We start from the raw sequence: 20,138 nt of genomic DNA on the forward strand, positions 1-20,138 counted from the left end.
CGTAGCCGGACTCTTCCCTTCAATACTTCAGGGTTTCAACATGGAACAAGTGGGCGCAAAGGCGCAGCTGCGTGGGCAGCGTCATACCCCGGAGCGACTTTGCTACGCCATGGCTGAGGGCGATTGGTCGCCAATGAGGATCGGCGAGGCGGTATTGCCGGGGTTCAGCCGCATATCGCTGGGCGCCGACGAAAGTGGTGCCTGGTCAAGCTATTGGATGCGCATCGACCCCGGCGCAACGTCGCCGGAGCATGTCCACATGACGACCGAATTGCTGGTGGTATGGCAAGGCATTTTCACTGACAGCGACGGGACGGATTTTGGCCCCGGAGAGACGGTGATCTACCAGGCCGGGTCACGTCATCGCTCCTTCTCAAAGGACGGCTGCATTGTCCTGGTCGTCACGACCAGTGAGTCAGAAGTGGGACGATGAGACGGCACTTCGCCTCGGGAAGCCGCGTAAAACAGCAAAGCATTAAAAGTAAAAACAAGTTTCCTCAACACACGAAAACTTGATAATGGCCTGGGAGGTCGATATGAAGAAGCAGTTGTATGCTGTGTCCCTGTTGTCCGCGTTAGCCGTACCCGCCTTTGCGCAAAGCTCCGTGACCTTGTACGGGGTTCTCGACGAGGGCCTTAACTACACCAACAACGTGGGTGGCGACAGTGTGTTCGAGCTGGCGAGCGGCTTTCCGCATGGTAGCCGCTGGGGTCTGAAGGGAACTGAAGACCTCGGTGGCGGCGTCAAGGCGCTCTTCCAGCTCGAAGGCGGTAACAACGTAGACAACGGGCGCTCTGCGCAGGGCGGGCTGTTGTTTGGCCGGCAGGCATACGTTGGCCTGTCGAGCGACAGCCTGGGATCGATCACTGGGGGACGCCAGTACGACTCGCTCGTCGATTTCCTGTCGCAGACATCGGTTGGAGGCAGCTGGGGCGGCTATGCGTTCGGTCATCCATATGACAATGACAACATGGTGTATTCATTCCGTGTGAATAACACGGTGAAGTACACAAGTCCGTCGCTGGGGGGGCTGAAGTTCGGCGGTACGTATAGCTTCAGCGATGACGTGAATTTTGCGAAGAATCGCCAGTTCAGCTTCGGCACGCAATACACCAACGGAGGATTGCTGCTCGCCGCGGCATACCTTCAGGCCGACAATCCTTCGGCGACATCCTATGGCGCGATCAACAATGGTGGCGACCAGAACTTTCTGGGCAGCAAACTGAAGATGTTTGGCGCTGGCGCCACCTATACCGTCGGACCCGCCGCGCTGGGCTTTGTCTATTCCAACTCGACGGTCAACGATCCGCAAAGCTCGGGTTATGTGGGTGCGATCACGCCCCCGTCCGGTACGTTGTCGTCCCTCCGGTTCCAGAACTTCGAAATCAACGGCAAATACCAGTTCGGGCCTTCCTTTTGGCTGGGCGCCATGTACACGTACACGCGTGCCAGCTTTAACGCGACTTCAGGCAAGCAGCATCCGGTCTACCATTCCGTCGGCCTGATGGGTGACTATATTTTGTCAAAGCGCACCGATGTCTACCTGCAGGCGGTGTACCAACGCGTTGCCGGAGATGCGACCGGTACCGTGCTTGATACCGCCTATATTCCTGGTGCCGCCAATGTTTCCTCGAACCGGAGCCAGTTGCTGGTTCGTGCGGCGATTCGCCATTTCTTCTGACGCCGATTGCACGGGAGCGGGCAGTAAAGGAAACCGAAGGTTGTGCGAAGCATAAGAAATTCTGATGCCGAGACACTTCCGTGAAGCCTGGAATAGGATGTTTGAAACATAGCATCCTGTTATTCCGACACATGAGCATTCAGACCTTCGCCGCACAATCCGGCCCTCGCGAATCGATGGAGTACGACGTCGTCATTGTCGGGGGCGGGCCTGCCGGCCTGTCCGCGGCAATCCGGCTCAAACAGATGGCGCGGGAGACTGGCCAGGACGTTAGCGTCTGCGTGCTGGAAAAGGGCTCGGAGGTGGGCGCCCATACGTTGTCCGGTGCCGTGATGGATCCCCGGGCGCTTTCCGAGTTGCTGCCGGACTGGCGTGAGGCTGGCGCTCCGCTGGACGTCCCGGTTACCGAAGACCGCTTCCTGTTCCTGTCCGAGAAGGGTGCACGGCAAGTGCCGAATTGGCTCTTGCCCGACAACTTCAAGAACCATGGCAACTATGTCATCAGCCTTGGCAACGTGGTGCGTTGGCTCGGACAGCGGGCCGAAGACATGGGAGTAGAGGTCTTCGCCGGTTTCGCGGCGGCCGAGGTGCTGTACGGGGACGCTGGCGAGGTCATTGGCGTCGCCACGGGCAACGTTGGCGTCGGCAAGAACGGCGAGCCAACGGAAAATTTCCAGCTCGGTATGGAACTGCATGCCAGGTACACCGTCTTCGCGGAAGGCGCGCGCGGGCATCTTGGCCGGCAGCTCATGGACCGTTTCCAGCTGCGCGACGGCGTCGACCCGCAGGTGCACGGTCTCGGTATCAAGGAGTTGTGGGAGATCGACCCGGCCAGGCACCAACCTGGCCTGGTCATTCATACGGCGGGCTGGCCGTTGGACAGCGACACCTATGGCGGCTCCTTCCTTTACCACCTCGACAATAACCAGGTAGTAGTCGGGTTCGTTGTTGGCCTCGGTTATACAAATCCCTACTTGTCGCCCTTCGAAGAGTTTCAGCGCTACAAAACGCATCCGGCGATTCGGCAGTTTCTCGAAGGCGGGAAGCGGGTGTCGTATGGAGCGCGGGCCATTGCCGCGGGCGGCCTGATGTCGTTGCCCAGGCTTGTCTTCCCCGGCGGGGCGCTGATTGGCTGTGAAGCGGGATTCCTGAACGCCTCCAGGATCAAAGGCAGCCATGCAGCGATCGCCAGCGGCAAGATGGCAGCCGAGGCCATCTTTGACGCCATCCGGGAAGGCCGGCAGCGCGACGTGCTCGAAGCGTATCCACAAGCCTTCGAGCGCTCCTGGCTAAAGCAGGAGTTGCACGGCTCGCGAAACTTCAAGCAGTGGATGAGCAAGGGCCTTTACCTGGGCACGCTGATGGTGGGGGTCGAGCAAAAACTGCTAGGTGGGTGCGTGCCATGGACGCTACACCACCGGCACGCTGACCATGAGACGCTGAAGCCAGCTTCCAGCTGCAAGGAGATTGTTTACCCGAAGCCGGATGGGAAACTGACTTTCGATCGCCTGTCCTCGGTGTTTCTGTCGAATACAAACCATGGGGATAGTCAGCCGTCCCACCTGACACTCAAGGACGCACGCGTACCGGTGCAGATCAACCTGGCCCGTTACGCAGGCCCGGAGGCCAGGTTTTGTCCAGCCGGCGTCTACGAATTTGCCGCCAGGTCTGGCGGAGAGCCGGCACTGATCATCAATGCGCAGAACTGCGTACATTGCAAGACGTGCGATATCAAGGATCCGACCCAGAATATCGTGTGGGTGACACCGGAGGGCGGTGGCGGCCCCAACTATCCCAATATGTAGCGCTGCGATTTCGTTTTCTCCTCCCACTACGCTGAAGCATTCGAGCCGTCTGCTGCAGGGTAATGGGTTGGCCCGACAGTTATCTGTCGGGCTTTTTACATGGCGAGCAAGGCACCAGGGCGGGGCAGTGCCTAATAGCCCAGGCGATTGCTGCAATGCAGCGTAATGGGGGCGCCCCAAATTGGGTGGTCGTTCGCTGGCATGGAAAAAGTTCATAACGATCGACGATTCTCGACATAAGCCATCGTTGTTAAGTTGAACCGATTCCGGGCCCTTCATACCATGCAAACAGGCGGCGTCTGCGTGGGCATGACCAGAGTGCGGGCCCCAACCGGCTGCAACAGCCATGTGGATAGAGGAATAGACAATGAACAGGATGGTAGTCGCAGGAATGCTGGCCGCTTGTTGCAGCGTGAGCACGGTTGCAGCTGCTGCTCAGCTCACCTTTGTGTCGTGGGGCGGTACCTATCAATCGGCCCAGGAAAAGACCGCGCTGAAACCTTATGGCGAAAAGGCGGGCGTCAGAGTCAAAAGCGACACGTACAACGGTGGCCTCGCCCAGCTTCGGACCCAGGTGCAGACCAGGAACGTTGCCTGGGACGTCGTTGACATGCAACTCGGTGACATCGTCCGGGCCTGTGACGAAGGCTTGCTGGAAAGGATCGAACCCAACGACCTGGCGCCGGCAGCCGATGGCACGCCCGCAAAGAACGATTTCATCCCCGGCTCCGTTTCAGAGTGCATGGCCGGGAACATCGCCTGGTCCACGCTGATCGCGTACAGCAAGGACAAGTTCAAAAGCCGCGAGCCGTCGAAGATCGCAGACTTCTTCAATCTGAAGGATTTCCCGGGAAAACGGGGATTGCGCCGGTCGCCAGAGTCGGCATTGGAATGGGCGCTTCTGGCCGATGGCGTTGCGCCGAAGGATGTCTATCGGGTCCTGGCCACGCGCGAAGGCGTCAACCGGGCCTTCAGGAAGCTGGATACCATCAAGTCGTCGATCGTCTGGTGGGAAACAGGCGCCCAGCCTGCCCAGCTTCTGGCGGACGGCGAGGTGACCATGTCGGCCGCATATAACGGGCGAATTTACGCGGCAATGATCAATGACAACAAGCCATTTGGCTTCATCTGGGATGGCCAGGCCAAGAACGTAGAGGGCTACGCCATCGTCAAGGGCACGAAGAATCTGAAGGAAGCCAGGGACTTTATCCGGTATGCGACGCAGGCCGATGTCCTGGCCAAGCTTGCGCCGCTGACAGCAAACGGTCCGATCCGGAAGTCTTCGCTGCGCCTGATCGATGCAAAGCTCGCGCCATACCTGCCCACGCATCCCGATAACGAGAAGGGCGCGATCGACGTCGACGCTGTGTTCTGGGCCGACCATGCGGACGATTTGAATCAGAAGTTTGCTGTCTGGTTGAGCAAGTAAGCCGTCAATATCGGCGTGGAAAAATTGCGATAGGAATTGAAATGACATTCAAGCGTATGTTTCATGCGGTCGAAACGCATGCCGGCGAGCCGATGCGCGTCATTACCGGGGGGGTGCCGCATATCCCCGGAAACTCCGTTTATGAGCAGATGAAATGGCTCGAAAAGAACGATGACCAGATCCGCCTGCTGATGTTGCGCGAACCGCGCGGATATCCTCCGTTGTGCTGCAACCTGATCGTTCCCGCCAAGCATCCCGACGCTGCCGCGGGATACATCATCATGGAGCAGGTCGAATATCCGGTGATGAGCGGTGGCAATACCATCTCCGTGGCGACGGTGCTGCTGGAAACCGGCATGCTGCCCATGCAGGAGCCGGTGACGGAGTTTCAGCTGGAGGCACCGGCGGGCTTGATCGGGATCCGGGCGGAGTGCAGCAACGGCAAGGTTACCCAGGTGACATTCCGGAATGTCCCTGCCTTTGCGCCCTATCTCGATACCGTGATCGACGTGCCTCACCTTGGGAAGGTGACCGTCGATGTCGGCTGGGGTGGCATGTTCTATGTCATTGCCGACGTCCGCCAGTTCAAGGGCGTGCAGCTTGTTCCCGAGCAGGGCGCTGAAATTGCGCGGATCTCTGCGTTGATCCTGAAGGCAGCCCAGGAACAACTGCCCGTCCAGCACCCCGATTACCCGGGCATTGGCATCACCATCGCGCAGCTTTCCGGGCCAACGGACAATCCCAATGCCGACTGGAAAAATGCGGTGACCGTGGCTAGCGGCGACATCGATTTCGAGAATCCTGCCACCTGGACCGGCGCTCTTGATCGCTGTCCCTGCGGTACCGGCACCTCGGCCAAGATGGCGACGCTCTATGCGAAAGAACAGCTGCAACTGAACCAGCCGTTTCGCCACGAAGGGGTGCTGGGCACGGTCTTTACCGGGCAGCTCGTCGAAGAAGCGCAAATCGGCGAGTTCAAGGCGGTGGTGCCGACCATTTCCGGCCGCTCCTGGATCTACGGTTACAGCACCTACGTTCTCGATCCCGATGACCCGTTCGTCAACGGTTTTACGGTGGGCGACATCTGGGCATGATGGCCTGATACCTGGCTGCAATACGTCACTGCGCGGAGGGCCGGCACGCCCTTCGCGCGGAGACGCCGTGGGAACACGTAATGCGATACGAATTTGAAGACGCTCAACGGATTGCGCATGAAGCGTTAAAGGCGGTTGGCGCCAGTGACGCGATGGCGAGGTCCCTGACCAACGCTGTGTTATCCGCCGAGATTGCGGGTAGCAAGGCCGTAGGGTTCGCCCACCTGCCAGACTATCTGGATGGCTTGCTCAAGGGGCGGATCAGGAAGGACGCGGAGCCAAAAGTCAGCCTGCCCGTACCGGCGGCAGTCCTGGTGGACGCGCAAGAGGGCATCGCGCAGCTTGGATTCGACCGCGTGTTCGATGAACTGGTGCGCCGGGCCGATACCTATGGCGTGGTCGTCCTGGCATTGTCGAACAGCTTTACCGTTGGCGAGCTTGGCTACTATACCCGCCGGCTGGCCGAGTCGGGATTGGTGTCGTTGGCCACGTGCAATGCAACTGCGCAAATGACCACGCTGGAAAGCGGCAGGGCGGTGTATGGCACCAATCCGATTTCGTTCGCTGCGCCATTTTCCAGCGGCCGGCCCCTGGTCATCGACCAGGCCTGCAGCGCTACCGCATTCGTCAACATCAGGCGCGCCGCCGAAAATGGCGAATCCATTCCGGAGGGCTGGGCCGTCGATGAGAAGGGAGAACCAACGACCGATGCCAGGGAAGCCGTCAAGGGATTGCTGGTGGCGTTTGGCGGTGCGCGAGGCGCCAACATCGCCATGATGGCGGAAGTTCTTGCTGCAGCCGTCACGGGTGCAAACTGGTCGATGGATGCACCGTCCTACTCGGACGGCACGCGATCACCCGGCGTTGGCCTCTTCCTCATGGCAATCAAGCCGGAATTGTTTGCGCCGGACTTCAAGGAAAGGCTCACGTCGCAGATTGCGCGGCTGGCAGCCGAAGGCGTGCGGATTCCGGGCAGTCACATCACCGCTCATGAGATTGACGTCCCGGAGTCCGTTATCGACAGGGTGAAATGCTACGCGATTCGCCGGGACGCGGGCGGGTCCCAGCAGTAGGCATTAAGCAGTAAGCAGTAAGCAGTAAGCAGTAAGCAGTAAGCAGTAAGCAGTAAGCAGAAGTGCGGCAATCGCGGGGAGCATTTGAAAGTCACTCGATGGAGACGTTAAATGATTAGTTATCGGAAGGCATTGTCGCTACTGGCGATGGGCGCGGTCAGTCTGCCTGCCACGGCGGCAGACCTTGTTTTTGCATCATGGGGCGGTTCGTATCAGGACGCGCAAAATACGACCGCGGTGCGCCCGTTCATGGCGAAATCCGGCACCCGGGTCAAAATGGATACGTACAACGGCGGGATTGCACAGATTCGAAGCCAGGTGGAATCCAGGAACGTCACGTGGGACGTGGTCGATATGCAGCTCGCTGACGCAACGCGAGCATGCGACGAAGGATTGCTCGAGAAGATCGACACCTCGTCTCTGCCGGCATCCGCGACGGGTACGGCGGCCAAAGCCGATTTCCTCCCTGGCGGGCTGTCGCAATGCATCGTCGGCAATGTGGCATGGTCCACCATGATCACTTACAACAAGAGTGCATTCAAGGACGGTGAGCCGGCCAGGATCGCCGATTTCTTCGACCTGAAGCGCTTCCCTGGCAAACGTGGGCTGCGGAAATCCCCGGAAGGCGCACTGGAGTGGGCGCTGCTCGCCGACGGCGTTCCTGCCGCGGACGTCTATAAGGTGCTGGCTACCCCGGATGGCCTGAAACGCGCATTCAAGAAGCTGGACACGATCAAGTCCTCCATTGTCTGGTGGGAAGCCGGCGCCCAGCCGCCGCAACTGTTGGCCGATGGTGAGGTGTCCATGACCAGCGCTTATCCAAACCGCATCTATACCGCTGTGGTGCAGGACAAGAAGCCCTTTGGATTTCTGTGGGATGGCCAGGTCAAGAATATCGAAGGTTATGCCATCGTAAAGGGATCCAGGAATGTGAAGGCGGCCCAGGAGTTCATCCGCTATTCGACGTCCACCGAAGCGCTCGCCAAGCTCGCATCCGCGACGGCTCTGGGGCCCATGAGGCAGTCGTCGGCCAAGCTTGTCGACGAGAAGGTTGCCCGGTATCTCCCGACCGCTCCGGAAAACCAGAAGAACGCCATCGACGTGAATGTTGCCTTCTGGGCTGACCATGCCGACGACCTGAATCAGAAGTTCTCCGTCTGGCTCGGACAGAAGTAAGGCAGTTGCAGCAAGCGTTGCGTGTTGAGATAAAGGGGTCGGACCAGCCTGGCGGTCCGACCCCGTTTTCATATCAAGGCAGCTGCGGCCAAGGCCAGAGCCAGGCTACATGATCAGCACCATTAGTCCGGTTCGGTCGAGTACCGGAAGATTGGCAGCACAACCGGGAGTTGCCAGGAGGACGGGAACTTCCGGACATCGCCCACCACAAGGCGAAAAAAATCCGGTGAGGTGGCGGTACACCGCCTCACCGGATTTTCAACATCGCTGATATCGCCGTACATGGCGGGGCGCCGCCACTGGAGTTTTCCGCTTCGATGCGACTGCGGAGTTGCGGCGCCTGGTGGATTTAGAGGTCCAATACAAGGTCCGACGTCGCGCGGCTGCAGCACATCAAGCGAAGGCCCTTATCGATTTCTCGCTGGCGGATGCCACCGTTGTGGCGCATTTCGACGGAGCCTTCCAGTACCGCTGTCTTGCACGTGCCGCACAGCCCTTGGCTGCAGGAGGAGGGCAAGGCGACACCGGCCTTTCGTGCCGCTGCGAGGACGGTCTCGGAGGGTGTTATTGCGAACGTCTTTCCGGATTTCGCCAGGCGCACCGTGTACGTGGAAGCGGTCGATTCCCCGATCTCGGTTGGCGACGGAGGCGCATCGGCAACCGGCTCCACCGTTTCGGCGAAATTGAAGCTTTCCTGATGGTACCGGGCGGGATTGTGGCCGCCCTGCAGAAGGACTTCCTTTACCGAGTTCATATATCCCGCCGGCCCACAGGTGAACACCTCGCGGTCCCGGAAGTCCGGCACCTGCTGTTGCAGGAGTTCGAGGCTCAGCCTGCCCAGCGGGCCGCCCCAGTCACGCTCGGTGCCCTGGCCTTCGCACACGTGAATGACTTTCAACTTGTCCGCGGCCGCGCAGAGCCCGTTCAACTCGTCGCGGAAGATAATGTCATCGGGGCTCCGCGCGCTGTGCACGAAGACGATGTCGCGATTCAATCCGAGATCGAAAGCCGTCCTCGTCATCGACATGAGCGGTGTTACGCCAGAGCCGGCGGACAGATAGAGCGCCTTGGCTGCCGGGGCAGACGCCGGCGTGAAGATGCCAGCCGGACCATAGGCGTGCAGCACGACGCCTGGCTTCATATGGTCATGCAGCCAGTTTGACATGCGCCCGCCAGGCGTGCGCTTTACGGTGATGGACAGCGTGTAGGGACGGGTCGGTGGCGACGAGATCGTATAGCAACGACTGACCGTCTCGCCATCGATGTCGGCCGACACGGTAATGAACTGGCCAGGTTCAAAGCTGAACGGCTGTCCGTTTTCGGCACTGAACACGAAGGTCCGCACATCATGCGTCTCCGCGACAGTCCGGCAGCAAACCAGCCGCCGGCGCTCATGGCTCTCCCACTGGGCGTCGGCGCGTTCCCAGGTGCTGGAAGTGGTGAAACGGTCCGTCGCGTCCGACGCCGGCTGGCTCACACAAAATGCGTCTCTGACTATCATGATAATGCTCACACGCCATGTGCCTTCAGGCGCGCGTCATACCAGCGCGCGAACTGATCGAGGGGGGCTTCCGTGTACTTGGAGTACGGGCCGGGAATATAGCCAGGATCCTGCGTGCCGGCGTGGGTATTGGCCACCAGCTCCGCGTCTTGCTGTGTCGTCGCGGTCCAGACCTCCGTGAGCCGCTTCAGGTCATAGTCGACACCCTCGACGGCATCCTCATGCACCAGCCAGACGGTGCGCACCAGCGTCTTATCCGGGGCAAGCGGCAGGATACACGCGATGATGGCGTGGTCACTCATCACATGTGTCCAGGAGTGATGACCCCACATGTGGACATCGCCCAGGTCGCGGCGCTCGAGATTGCCCAGCAGTTTGGTACTTGCGACCTTGGTGTCCATCGTCTGGGATTCGCAGTTGCCTGCAATCACCAGCCGTTGCGTACGGAAATTGGTTTCCACGCTCTCGTCGAGGGATTCGAACAGTTCGCAAACGTAGCCGTCCTTCTCCCACTCGTCCTTCCGGGCGGCATTTCGCTTCAGGTATTGCTCATAGTCCTGGATGGTTTCTTCGCTCTGGCCGTCCGGACAAAATCCGAAGTCGTGCGCGAGGAACGAAAGGGTCAGTTCCGGATGCGTACCGCCGCAGTGATAGCACTCACGGTTGTTCTCCATGACGAGCTTCCAGTTGCCGTTCTCGATGATGCTCATCTCGTGCGCGATCTTTGTGCGCTGCATCTGGTGCGGTGCAAACCGCGGCGTCATCACCGTCTCGAGCTTGGCGATATCCTCGGGCGCCTCGTCCGCCAGGCAAACGAAGACGTGGGCGCCGACAACCTTGACGTGAACCGGAATCAGGCTCCGGCATTTTGTGTTGAAGTCCTTGCCCATATGGGTTGCATGGCGCAGGCTGCCATCCAGGTCATACGTCCACTGGTGATACGGGCAGACCAGCATGCCAACGCTGGCTTTGCCCGCCTGCTTCATCAGGCGCGAGCCACGGTGCCGGCAGATGTTGCGGAAGGCACGGATGTTTTCATCGTCGTCGCGCACGATCAGTATCGACTCCTTGCCGATGTCGACGGCGTAGACGTCGCCTGGCTCGGGCACGTCGGCGGTTACGGCAACAAGAATCCACAGCTTGCGAAAGAAGACTTCCACATCCGTTTCGAAGATGTCTTGTCGACCGAATAGCTCGCCAGGCATCCCGAAGCCGGGCTCCCGGCTGTCGAGCAGTTCACGATGAGTCTTGAGTGTGGGGGCGGACATGTTGTATCTCCAATCCAATGGCGTTGACTTCGTTGTGCTTTTCGTTGTGCTTTTGCAGGGCGATTATTGTGTTCGCCATGGGGTGGGTCAACGTGCTTTATTCTTCGTTTGGCATTACTCTAAGTTATGCAAAGCGGGCGCCCCATCCTTGTGAATCCGGAGGCAGGGAACGACGATTTCCGGGCAGGGAATACCCCAATCCAGTGCTTCCGGAAGCGCCGGCGACAGCGCCTGCGAGAGGCAAGACCGAAGGTCCCGCGCTATCCGAGACAAGAGATTCAATGCGAGCCACAAAAGTAACGAAGGGATACCGACGGATCGTGCCGTCCTTGACGGCACTGGTCGAGTTTGAAGCGGTCGCCCGCTTAAGCAGCTTCACGCTCGCCGCGACAGAATTGGGGGTGACTCAGGCGGCGGTAAGCCGGCAAGTCCGCTTCCTGGAAGAGACGCTCAACGTCCGGCTCTTTCATCGGATGCATCGTTCTATCGCTCTGACAAAGGAGGGCCAGGCGCTATACCTCGTTGTTGCCGAATCGATGCAGAAGATTGCCGGCGTATTCGACCGCCTGTCGACCGGGTCTGAACAGCAGGAGCTTGTCCTTGCGTCGACGGCACCGTTCGCGCAGTTCCGCCTGATGCCCAGACTTCCGAACCTCAAGCGTCTGGACCCACCACTGCAATTGCGGTTGACCACGCAGATGTTCACGGCCGACCTGCGGCACGTGGAGGTGGATGTTGCGGTGCGCTATGGCGATGGCAAGTGGGGAGACGGCACTTCGACGCTGCTGTTCGACGAAGAAGTATTTCCCGTGTGCTCACCCGCCTTCCTGGCCGAGAACAAGACGCCGGAGTCACTGCAGGATCTCGCCACGCTCCCGCTCATCGACTCGGATTCCACCTATGAAGGGTGGATGGGGTGGGAAGGATGGTTTCGCTCGGTGGGTTACCGTCCGGCAAGACTCAACTATGTGCTGCGTTGCAGCCTGTACACCGACGCGGTGCAGGCGGCGAGATTCGGGCAAGGTGTTGCACTGGGCTGGAGCCGGATGGTCCACGACCTGCTGGCGAAGGGGGAACTGGTTCGTCTCACGGACGCATCCTCGAAGCCCACGGACGCCTATTTTGTGATCGTTCCCCACGGCCGGTCCATCACCCCCGTAGTGACCCGGTTGATCGACTGGCTGCGCGAGGACGTCGCCATCCGTTGACGGCGGGGATTCTCCGGCGCGGAAGGAAGCGCCGGCGCGCCAACGCGGCGCTTCCTTCCGTCGAATAACTTAATGTAATGTCAGCGCGAAAATATAGCGCGTTGACTCGCATTTTCCTCCTTTCGATACTGAGCCTCCTAAGTACACCTACTAATAGGAGGAGCAATGTCCGCGGTTAGCACCCTGCACGCTGTATCGATGAAGGAAACGGAAAGCAATCACGCCGTATCCGATGGCCTGATGGAACGTGTGCGCGCATATCGCCTGGCGCGAGTGAGGAAGGAACTTCTGGCGCAGCGCTGTCCCGCCATCATCTTGTACGACCCGGTGAACATCCGCTACGCGACCGATACGTCGAACATGCAGGTATGGACCGGAAGAAATCCGACCCGCTATGTTGTCGTCTTTGCGCATGGCCCGATAATCGCCTTCGAGTTTCACAACTGTGAGCACGTCTGGCGCGGCGTCGCGCTCGATGCAGAAATCCGCGGGGCCACCTGCTGGAACTACTTCAGCGCCGGCCCGGAGTCGGAGCGCAAGGCCAGGGCATGGGCGAACGAGATCGCGGACCTGTTGCGACAGCATGCGCCCGCGGATATGCGGATCGCGGTCGACAGGCTGGATCCCGAAGGCGTCCACGCGCTGCTCGGGCAAGGCATCAGGCTTGCCGACGGGCAGGCCGTGATGGAGCGCGCACGGGCCGTCAAGTCGGCGGACGAGCTTGTCCTGGTGCAGGCCGCGGTGGCGGCCTGCGAGCAGGGCATCCAGCGCATGCATGACGCGCTGGCGCCAGGCATGAGCGAGCAGGACCTGTGGGCCCATCTGCATTACGAGAATATCCGGCTCGGCGGAGAATGGATCGAGACACGGTTGCTGGCTTCCGGCCCGCGCACCAATCCGTGGATGCAGGAATGCAGCCCGCGGATCATGAAGAAAGGGGAGCTGATTGCGTTCGACACCGACTTGATCGGCCCGCACGGATATTGCGCCGATATTTCCCGCACCTGGACCGTTGGCCACGTTCGTCCCACGGACAAGCAGCGTCGTTTATATGCGGCGGCGCATACCCAGTTGCACACGAACATGGAACTGCTGCGTCCCGGCATGACCTTCAAGGAATATGCGCAGCGCAGCTGGGATATGCCGTCGGCTTACCACCAGAACCGCTACAGCTGCCTGGCGCATGGCATCGGCATGGTGGATGAATATCCGTCGGTGGCGTACTACAGCGATTGGGAAGGCGGCGGCTACGACGGCGTCTTCGAGAGCGGGATGACGTTGTGCATTGAAAGCTACATCGGCGAAGAAGGTGGGGAAGAAGGCGTCAAGCTCGAGCAGCAGGTCTTGCTGACCAACGCGGGATGTACGCCGTTATCGACATTCCCGTTCGAGACCGAATGGCTGTAACGGTCAAAGCCAGGCACGGGGGATCTTCCAGGTACTCCCTGATATCCCCCGCCGGCGCCTCGCCGGCGCCACGGTTACATTAGAATCGAGTCACGGTGCGCACGGATGGCGCCGCCCCCGATTACTGTGTCGCCGGCATTGAACCCATGATCGATCTTTCCCGACGGCTGCTCGTGACAAGCCTGGGCGCCTTGTTGCTGACCTGCGCCTTCAGCCAGGCCTATGGGCAACAAATTGTCAAAATCGGGGTGTCCAGTCCCCTGACCGGTATCAATGCCGCCAATGGCAAGGACATGCAGAACGGTGTTCGCCTGGCTGTCGAAGAAGCCAATGCGCAGCGCATCAGGCTGGGCGGCCAGGAGGTCCGTTTCGAGATCGATGCGGTGGACGACCAAAGCGATCCGCGCATCGGGGTTCAGGTCGCGCAGAAGCTGGTCGACGACGAGGTGGCCGCGGTGGTCGGCTACTACAACTCGGGCGTCGCCCTGCCGTGCGCGCCGATCTTCGCCAAGGCAGGGATTCCGTTGATCCTTCCCGCGGCATCCAATCCGGACATCACGCATCAAGGACTGAAGACGGTCTTCCGTATCATTGCGACCGATACGCAAAACTCCGGCATGGCGGGGAAGTACGCTGTCAATGTCATGAAGGCGCAGCGCATTGCCGTGATGGATGACCGGACTGCGTTCGGCCACGGGGCAGTGGACGAGTTCAAGCAGGCCGTCACTGCCGCCGGCGGCAAGATCGCGATAGCGGAATACACCAACGACAAGGCGATCGACATCAACGCACAGTTGACGACTATCCGGGGGACGAACGCCGATCTGCTGTTCTTCGGCGGTGGCAACTACCAGGCCGCGCGCATCGTGAAGCGCATGAAGCAGTTGGGTATGCGCGCCCAGTTTGTCGGCAGCGGTGGCATTGCCGACAGCATTTTTCTCAACGTAGCGGGTCGCGATGCGGAAGGCGCGATGGCCTGGGAATACGGGCGCCCGATCGAATCGCTGATGCGAGGCAAGGCCTTCATGCAGACCTTCAGGAAGCGCTTTGGCACAGATATCCTGACCTATTCCCCTTTTGCGTATGACGCCGCGTGGGTGGCGATCAACGCGATGAGGCAGGCCAATTCCGCAAAGCCGGCCGAATTTGTGCCGGCACTCCGTGCCACGCAATATGAAGGCATTACCGGAAAGATTGCCTTCGACGCGATCGGCGACCTGAAAAATCCGACGTCGACCCTCTATCAGGTCAAGGATGGGCGCTGGATTCCGGTCACCACGATCGCGGCCGAATGATGCGGCGCTAGCCGAGTCCGGCGAGCAGAACCCTGGCTGCGCGCAGGTCTGCCGTATCGAAGCCTTCGCTGAACCAGCCATAGCATTCCGACAGCAAGGGACGGGCCTCGGCCTGCCGGCCCTGCTGCTGCCACAACCGGCCCAGGGATAACACGGCGCGCAATGCCAGCGATTGGGCCCCTTGCCCGCGTGCGATCGCGAGCGCACGCAGGAAGCAGGCTTCGGCGTCGCGGGCGCACCGGTTGCCGTCCTCCGGGCGGCCCGGTGCCAGCAGCGTCAGCTCGCCCTTGAGCCGATGCAGTTCCGCCTCGTGAATCCGTTCGTCCGTCCGGTCTGCGACGCCCAGCGCCTCGTCCACTGCGGCAAGGCCTGCCTCGAGCTGTCCCGCCCTGGCACAGGTCTCGGCCAGTAGCGCCAGGAAATGCGTCCGCAACAGCTCGGCGCCGGTGGCGCGGTAGGCGCTCAAGCCATTTCGGATGAGGTCAATGCCCTCTGCCGTGCGACCCTCTGCTGCCAGCGCCCAGCCCGTCAGTATGGTTCCGCAGGCCAGACCGTACGGCAAGCCATGGTCGGTGGCGAGGGCGACGAGCGCCTGGGCGAGTTCGTGGGCCGGCTGGATCTCGCCGCGGAACAGGCGGACCTCGGCGGCGGCGATCAGCGCATCCGCCGAGTCGGAAGGATGGGATGGGGTCCGGGCCAGGGCCAGCGCCTCCTGGCTGCGCACGCAGCCCTGGTCGGGATAGCCGAGCAGCCACAGGTCCATGGCCAGCAGCGCGAGCCCCTGCACGCCGGGTTCCAGGCCATAGACATAGGCATGCGAGCGGTGCAGCTCCGGGTCATAGAGAGCCATGGCCTGTTCCAGACGCTCGCGGGCAGGAACCAGTTCGCCAAGATAGAAGAGATTGGCGCCCAGGGCCCGGCGCGCCTGGACCTGCAACGCAAGCTCCTGCGCCTGTTCGGCCAGGCCGAGCAGCTGGTCCGCCAGCCCTCGCGCAGTCCGGAGTTCCGCACGGACCGTATAGAACGTGCGCAGTCCCATCAGGGCAGTAAACAACTGGGCCGTCTCGCCGAGTTGCCGGCACAGTGCCAGCGCGCGCGTGTAGGTGTCTCCCACCTCCGGGGCAGCAAAGCCTTTGGCGGCCATCCAGGCCGGACCGAGGGCAAGCTGGATAGCGAGTTCCTCGCGTGCGCGCTCCTGGCCATCGGGCAGCGTGGCGAGCAAGTTGAGCGCCATGGTGAGGTGGGTGACCGCCTCGGCGTCAGCCGAGCGCTGCACGGCCTGGCGCCCGGCACGGTGCAGGTATTCCACTGCCTTCGGCGTATTGCCGCTGCGGCTGAAGTGATAGGCCAGCTCGCTGCAGTGCTCCTCGAGCTGGGCGCCGAACAGCGCCTCGACCGCCTGGGCGGTGCGTTCATGCAGTGCGCGGCGCCGCTCGCTCAGCAGGGAGCCGTAGGTCACCTCTTGGGTCAGTGCATGCTTGAAGCTGTACTCCACTTCGGGAAATGCCGGCTGCTCGTAGATGAACTCCCCGGCTTGCAGCCGCGCCAGCAGGGTCTTCGTCTTGTCCTCCGGCTGTTCGACGACGCGCACCAGGAGGCTCCAGGGAAAGACCTTGCCGATCACCGCCAGGGTTTGCAGCAGCGCTTTCTCGGCCGGTTGCAGGCGGTCGATGCGCGCGGCGAGCACCCCCTGCACGGTGGCAGGGATGTGCAGCTTGCCCGGAACTTGCTCGAGGCGGTAATGCCCGCGCTCGCCGCGCAGGACCTGCCCTTCGACCAGGTCCTGCACCACTTCCTCGATAAAGAAGGGATTGCCTTCGGTCTGCTCCAGGATCAGTTGCTCGAGCCGGCCAAGCCCGTTGGCGTCGCCGAGCAAGGCGCGCAGCAGTTCCCGCGCCTCGGCAGCGCCCAGGGGATCCAGGCGTAGCTGGGTGTAATAGCTCTTGCGGCTCCAGTCGTGCCGGTATTCCGGCCGGAAATTGACCAGTAGCAGGATGCGGGCGCTCGGCACGCTCTCGCCGAGGAAGCCCAGGAATGCCTCGGTTTCGCTGTCGAGCCACTGCAGGTCTTCGATGATCAGCTCCAGCGGCTGGGTCAGGCTTTCGCGCACGAGCAGGCGCTTGATCGCTTCGAAGGTGCGTTGCTGCCGGACCTGGGTGTCCATCTGCGTCAGTGCCGAGCCCGGCTCGGCGGCGCCCAGCAGGTGGCAAAGATAAGGCAGGCTGTCTTCCAGCCCGCGATCCAGCGTGAGCAGCTTGCCGGTAAGCTTCTCGCGCCGCCGGCGCTCATCGTCCTGCGCGGTGATCTGGCAGTAGTTCCGCAGGAGCTCGATCAGCGGCAGGTATGGATAGGCCTTGCCGTGGGAGACCGAGAAGGTTTCGAGCACCAGGCAATCGCGCGGCGCAAGCAGCTTGAACTCGTGGCAAAGCCGCGACTTGCCCACGCCCGGTTCGCCCACCAGGCCGACGATCTGCCCGTGCCCGGCCCGTGCCCGTGCGCGCGCTTCCTGCAAGGCTTCGAGCTCGCGGGTGCGGCCGACAAAGCGCGCCAGCCCGCGGCTGGCCGAAACTTGCAGCCGGGTACGCAGCGGACCGAGGCCGAGGACTTCGAAGACCGCGAGCGGCTCGGGCAAGCCCTTGATCGGCGTCGCGCCGAGCGCCTTGAACGCGAAATAGCCTTCGGTCAGGTTGCGGGTGTGTTCGCTCGCGACGATCGAGCCGGGCACGGCGATGCTCTCCATGCGCGAAGCAATATGGATCGAATTCCCCACCGGGTCGTAGTCGGTGTGCAGGTCCTTGATGCGGATCGTGCGCACCACGACTTCGCCGGAGTTGATGCCGACCCGGATCTGCAGGGCGATGCCCTGGGCGAGGCGCACGCCGTCGGCGTAATGGCGCATCGCTTCCTGCATGCGCAGGGCCGCCAGCAAGGCCCGCTGCGGATGGTCTTCGTTGGCGATGGGGGCGCCGAACAGCGCCAGGATGCCATCGCCCATCGACTTGGCCACAAAGCCCTCATAGTGATGCACGGCCTCCATCATCAACGCCAGTACCGGGTCGATCAGGCGGCGGGCATCCTCGGGATCGAGATCATGGATCAGCGCGGTCGAGCCCGCCATGTCGGCAAACAGGGCGGTGACCATCTTGCGCTCGCCGTCGGCCTGGCCGCGGGCTTCCATCTCTGCCTGCGCCGAGCGAATGCGCTCGGCCAGATAGGGCGGTGTGTAGTCGATGGGAGTGCCGGACGCAGTTGCCGTGGGCGGCCGCGTCGCGCTTGAGGGTACGTTTGAGGGTGCGCTTGAGGAAGCACTTGCCGGAGCACTTAAGGGAGCACCGCATTCGCTGCAGAATTTGGCACTTGCAGCCGCCTCCTGCCCGCAGGCCGGGCAGACGCGCCCCTGCCTGGCGCCACATTCCTCACAGAATTTGGCGCCTGTCGGATTCTCGAACCCGCAGTTTGCGCAGCGCATGGGGCTTTGTCCCCCGGATGGGGCCAGCGACAGCCAACAATTAATCTTAAGGCGGGCAGGGCACGTCGAACAGGAGAGAGTGCGTTGGCTGGTTTTGGGCGCGCCGCATCCAGCGCGCACTCAGCAGCGGACCGAAGTGACGTCCTATGTCTTCCGATCCAGTGCCTCATATCGAGGCCCGTGGATACAATCAGCGTTTGACGCATGCGGTCAGGAAATCCGACCGCGCCGTACCCGACGCCTGTGCAGCATGAGAACTACTGTAGACATCGTCATCTATCCCGGATTCAAGGCAATAGAAGCCGTTGGCGCTATCAATGTCTTCGACTATGCCAACACCCGTTTGCGGCAGCTCGGCTGTGATCCGAAGTACGAACTGCGGATCGTCGGGCCGCATGCCGGCGCCATCCGTTCCGATACGCTGATTTCGCTCGAGGCAGTGCGGCCGCTCGATGGCCTGCCACCCGCCGATGTGGTGGTCATCGTGGGGGCCCGCGACATCGTCAATGTCCTGGCGGCGTGTGGCGCCGTCGTGGACTGGTGCCGCACGTCTGCCGACAGGATAAAAACCATTGTCGGGCTTTGCTCGGGGAGCTTTTTCCTCGCTGAAGCCGGCCTGCTCGGCGGCCGGCGCGCCGCTACCCACTGGAGTGTGGCGGAACTCATGCGGCAGCGGTATCCCGGGATACTGGTGGATGCCGACGCCATCTTCATTCGCGACGCGCATGTCTGGACGTCGGCCGGCGTGACCGCCGTGTTCGACCTGATCCTTGCCATGGTAGAGGAGGACCTGGGGCGCGATATCGCGCTGTCGGTGGCAAGAGATCTTGTCGTCTATTTGAAACGGCCGGGCGGGCAGTCGCAGTTCAGCGAGCACCTGCTCAGCCAGATGACGGTCCATCCAAGGGTTCGCGATATCCAGGACTACATCCATCGCTCCCCGAAGGCGGATCTCTCGGTGAAAGTGCTAGCGGCGCGCTTTGCGATGAGTGAGCGGAATTTCTCCAGGGTGTTCCAGAAGGAGACCGGACACACGCCTTCGGCTTATGTCGAGCAGACACGGCTGGATGCGGCCCGCCGACTGCTCGAAGACAGCGAGCAGCCGCTGAAGTGGGTCGCCATGGAGAGCGGCTTTGGATCAGAGGTGAGGTTGAGGCAGACATTCCAGCGGCGGCTGAATGTCACCCCCGCCGCTTACCGCGAGCGCTTTGCCAGCACCGGTGTTGACGACCTCGCCGGCGTAGCTTGACGAGCCCCTTCCGCTAGAAGCGCTGCACGCCGCCGTGGCAGCCGTGTAGCGAGATCAGCTCCACGGCGCGCGCCTCAGTACAGCACCACCGAGCGGATCGACTCGCCGCGCTTCATCAGGTCGAGGCCTTCGTTGATGCGCTCCAGCGGCAGCGTGTGCGTGATCAGGTCGTCGATATTGAGCTTGCCTTCCATGTACCAGTCGACGATCTTGGGCACATCGGTGCGGCCGCGCGCGCCGCCGAAGGCCGAGCCCTTCCACTCGCGGCCGGTCACCAACTGGAACGGACGCGTCGAGATCTCGGCACCGGCCTCGGCCACGCCGATGATGATCGACTTGCCCCAGCCCTTGTGGCAGCACTCCAGCGCCTGGCGCATGACCTGCGTGTTGCCGATGCATTCGAACGAGTAGTCCGCGCCGCCGTCGGTCAGCTGGATGATGTGGTCGACGACATTCTCGACCTGCTTCGGGTTGATGAAATG

General features: G+C 61.5%; 15 protein-coding genes. 11 read left to right on the forward strand and 4 right to left on the reverse strand.

The features are described 5' to 3' along the window. The first annotated feature begins 40 nt into the window (after positions 1-40). The 7 genes from ACIP1U_RS30015 (at position 41) to ACIP1U_RS30045 (ending at position 8,259) form a co-directional block, all read left to right on the forward strand. A complete protein-coding gene (locus ACIP1U_RS30015) occupies positions 41-433 on the forward strand; it encodes a cupin domain-containing protein (RefSeq protein ID WP_400322819.1) in 393 nt (130 codons plus the stop codon). 103 nt (positions 434-536) lie between these two features. Next, entirely contained in the window at positions 537-1,682 is a 1,146-nt protein-coding gene (locus ACIP1U_RS30020) for a porin (protein ID WP_400322821.1), read from the forward strand. A 131-nt stretch (positions 1,683-1,813) separates the two neighbouring features. After that, entirely contained in the window at positions 1,814-3,487 is a 1,674-nt protein-coding gene (locus ACIP1U_RS30025) for an electron transfer flavoprotein-ubiquinone oxidoreductase (RefSeq protein WP_400322823.1), read from the forward strand. Positions 3,488-3,854: 367 nt separating this feature from the next. Further along, positions 3,855-4,916, forward strand: a complete 1,062-nt coding sequence (locus ACIP1U_RS30030) for an ABC transporter substrate-binding protein (RefSeq protein ID WP_400322825.1) — start codon at positions 3,855-3,857, stop codon at positions 4,914-4,916. Between the two features lie 41 nt (positions 4,917-4,957). Further along, a complete protein-coding gene (locus tag ACIP1U_RS30035; RefSeq protein WP_400322827.1) occupies positions 4,958-6,010 on the forward strand; it encodes a proline racemase family protein in 1,053 nt (350 codons plus the stop codon). 80 nt (positions 6,011-6,090) lie between these two features. Next, entirely contained in the window at positions 6,091-7,083 is a 993-nt protein-coding gene (locus ACIP1U_RS30040; RefSeq protein WP_400322829.1) for an Ldh family oxidoreductase, read from the forward strand. Positions 7,084-7,194: 111 nt separating this feature from the next. Further along, entirely contained in the window at positions 7,195-8,259 is a 1,065-nt protein-coding gene (locus tag ACIP1U_RS30045) for an ABC transporter substrate-binding protein (RefSeq protein ID WP_400322831.1), read from the forward strand. Positions 8,260-8,608: 349 nt separating this feature from the next. On the opposite strand, the gene ACIP1U_RS30050 is transcribed toward ACIP1U_RS30045, so the two are convergent. Continuing rightward, complete coding sequence (locus tag ACIP1U_RS30050; protein WP_400322833.1) at positions 8,609-9,760, reverse strand: FAD-binding oxidoreductase; 1,152 nt, start codon at positions 9,758-9,760, stop codon at positions 8,609-8,611. 8 nt (positions 9,761-9,768) lie between these two features. After that, positions 9,769-11,028: an SRPBCC family protein gene (locus tag ACIP1U_RS30055; RefSeq protein WP_400322835.1), complete on the reverse strand. Its 1,260-nt coding sequence runs from the start codon at positions 11,026-11,028 to the stop codon at positions 9,769-9,771. Between the two features lie 281 nt (positions 11,029-11,309). Between ACIP1U_RS30055 and ACIP1U_RS30060 the strand changes: the two genes are divergently transcribed. The 3 genes from ACIP1U_RS30060 (at position 11,310) to ACIP1U_RS30070 (ending at position 14,938) form a co-directional block, all read left to right on the forward strand. Continuing rightward, entirely contained in the window at positions 11,310-12,236 is a 927-nt protein-coding gene (locus ACIP1U_RS30060; protein ID WP_400322837.1) for a LysR substrate-binding domain-containing protein, read from the forward strand. 165 nt (positions 12,237-12,401) lie between these two features. Continuing rightward, positions 12,402-13,643 (forward strand): M24 family metallopeptidase, encoded by a 1,242-nt coding sequence (locus tag ACIP1U_RS30065; RefSeq protein WP_400322839.1) that lies wholly within the window; start codon positions 12,402-12,404, stop codon positions 13,641-13,643. Positions 13,644-13,789: 146 nt separating this feature from the next. Further along, the gene (locus ACIP1U_RS30070; protein WP_400322841.1) at positions 13,790-14,938 is read left to right on the forward strand and encodes a branched-chain amino acid ABC transporter substrate-binding protein; all 1,149 of its coding nucleotides are present in this window, start codon (positions 13,790-13,792) and stop codon (positions 14,936-14,938) included. 7 nt (positions 14,939-14,945) lie between these two features. On the opposite strand, the gene ACIP1U_RS30075 is transcribed toward ACIP1U_RS30070, so the two are convergent. Continuing rightward, positions 14,946-18,407 carry an AAA family ATPase gene (locus ACIP1U_RS30075; protein ID WP_400322847.1) on the reverse strand — a complete coding sequence of 1,154 codons (3,462 nt, stop codon included), beginning with the start codon at positions 18,405-18,407 and terminating at the stop codon, positions 14,946-14,948. 250 nt (positions 18,408-18,657) lie between these two features. Here ACIP1U_RS30075 and ACIP1U_RS30080 point away from each other — a divergent pair, with 250 nt between their 5' ends. Then, positions 18,658-19,656: a GlxA family transcriptional regulator gene (locus tag ACIP1U_RS30080; protein ID WP_400322843.1), complete on the forward strand. Its 999-nt coding sequence runs from the start codon at positions 18,658-18,660 to the stop codon at positions 19,654-19,656. Positions 19,657-19,730: 74 nt separating this feature from the next. Here the strand turns inward: ACIP1U_RS30080 and ACIP1U_RS30085 are convergent. Further along, on the reverse strand, positions 19,731-20,138 hold a 408-nt coding region (locus ACIP1U_RS30085), incomplete at its 5' end, for a zinc-binding dehydrogenase (RefSeq protein ID WP_400322845.1).

The organism is Cupriavidus sp. NPDC089707 (genome assembly GCF_044748965.1).
Taxonomy (GTDB): domain Bacteria; phylum Pseudomonadota; class Gammaproteobacteria; order Burkholderiales; family Burkholderiaceae; genus Cupriavidus.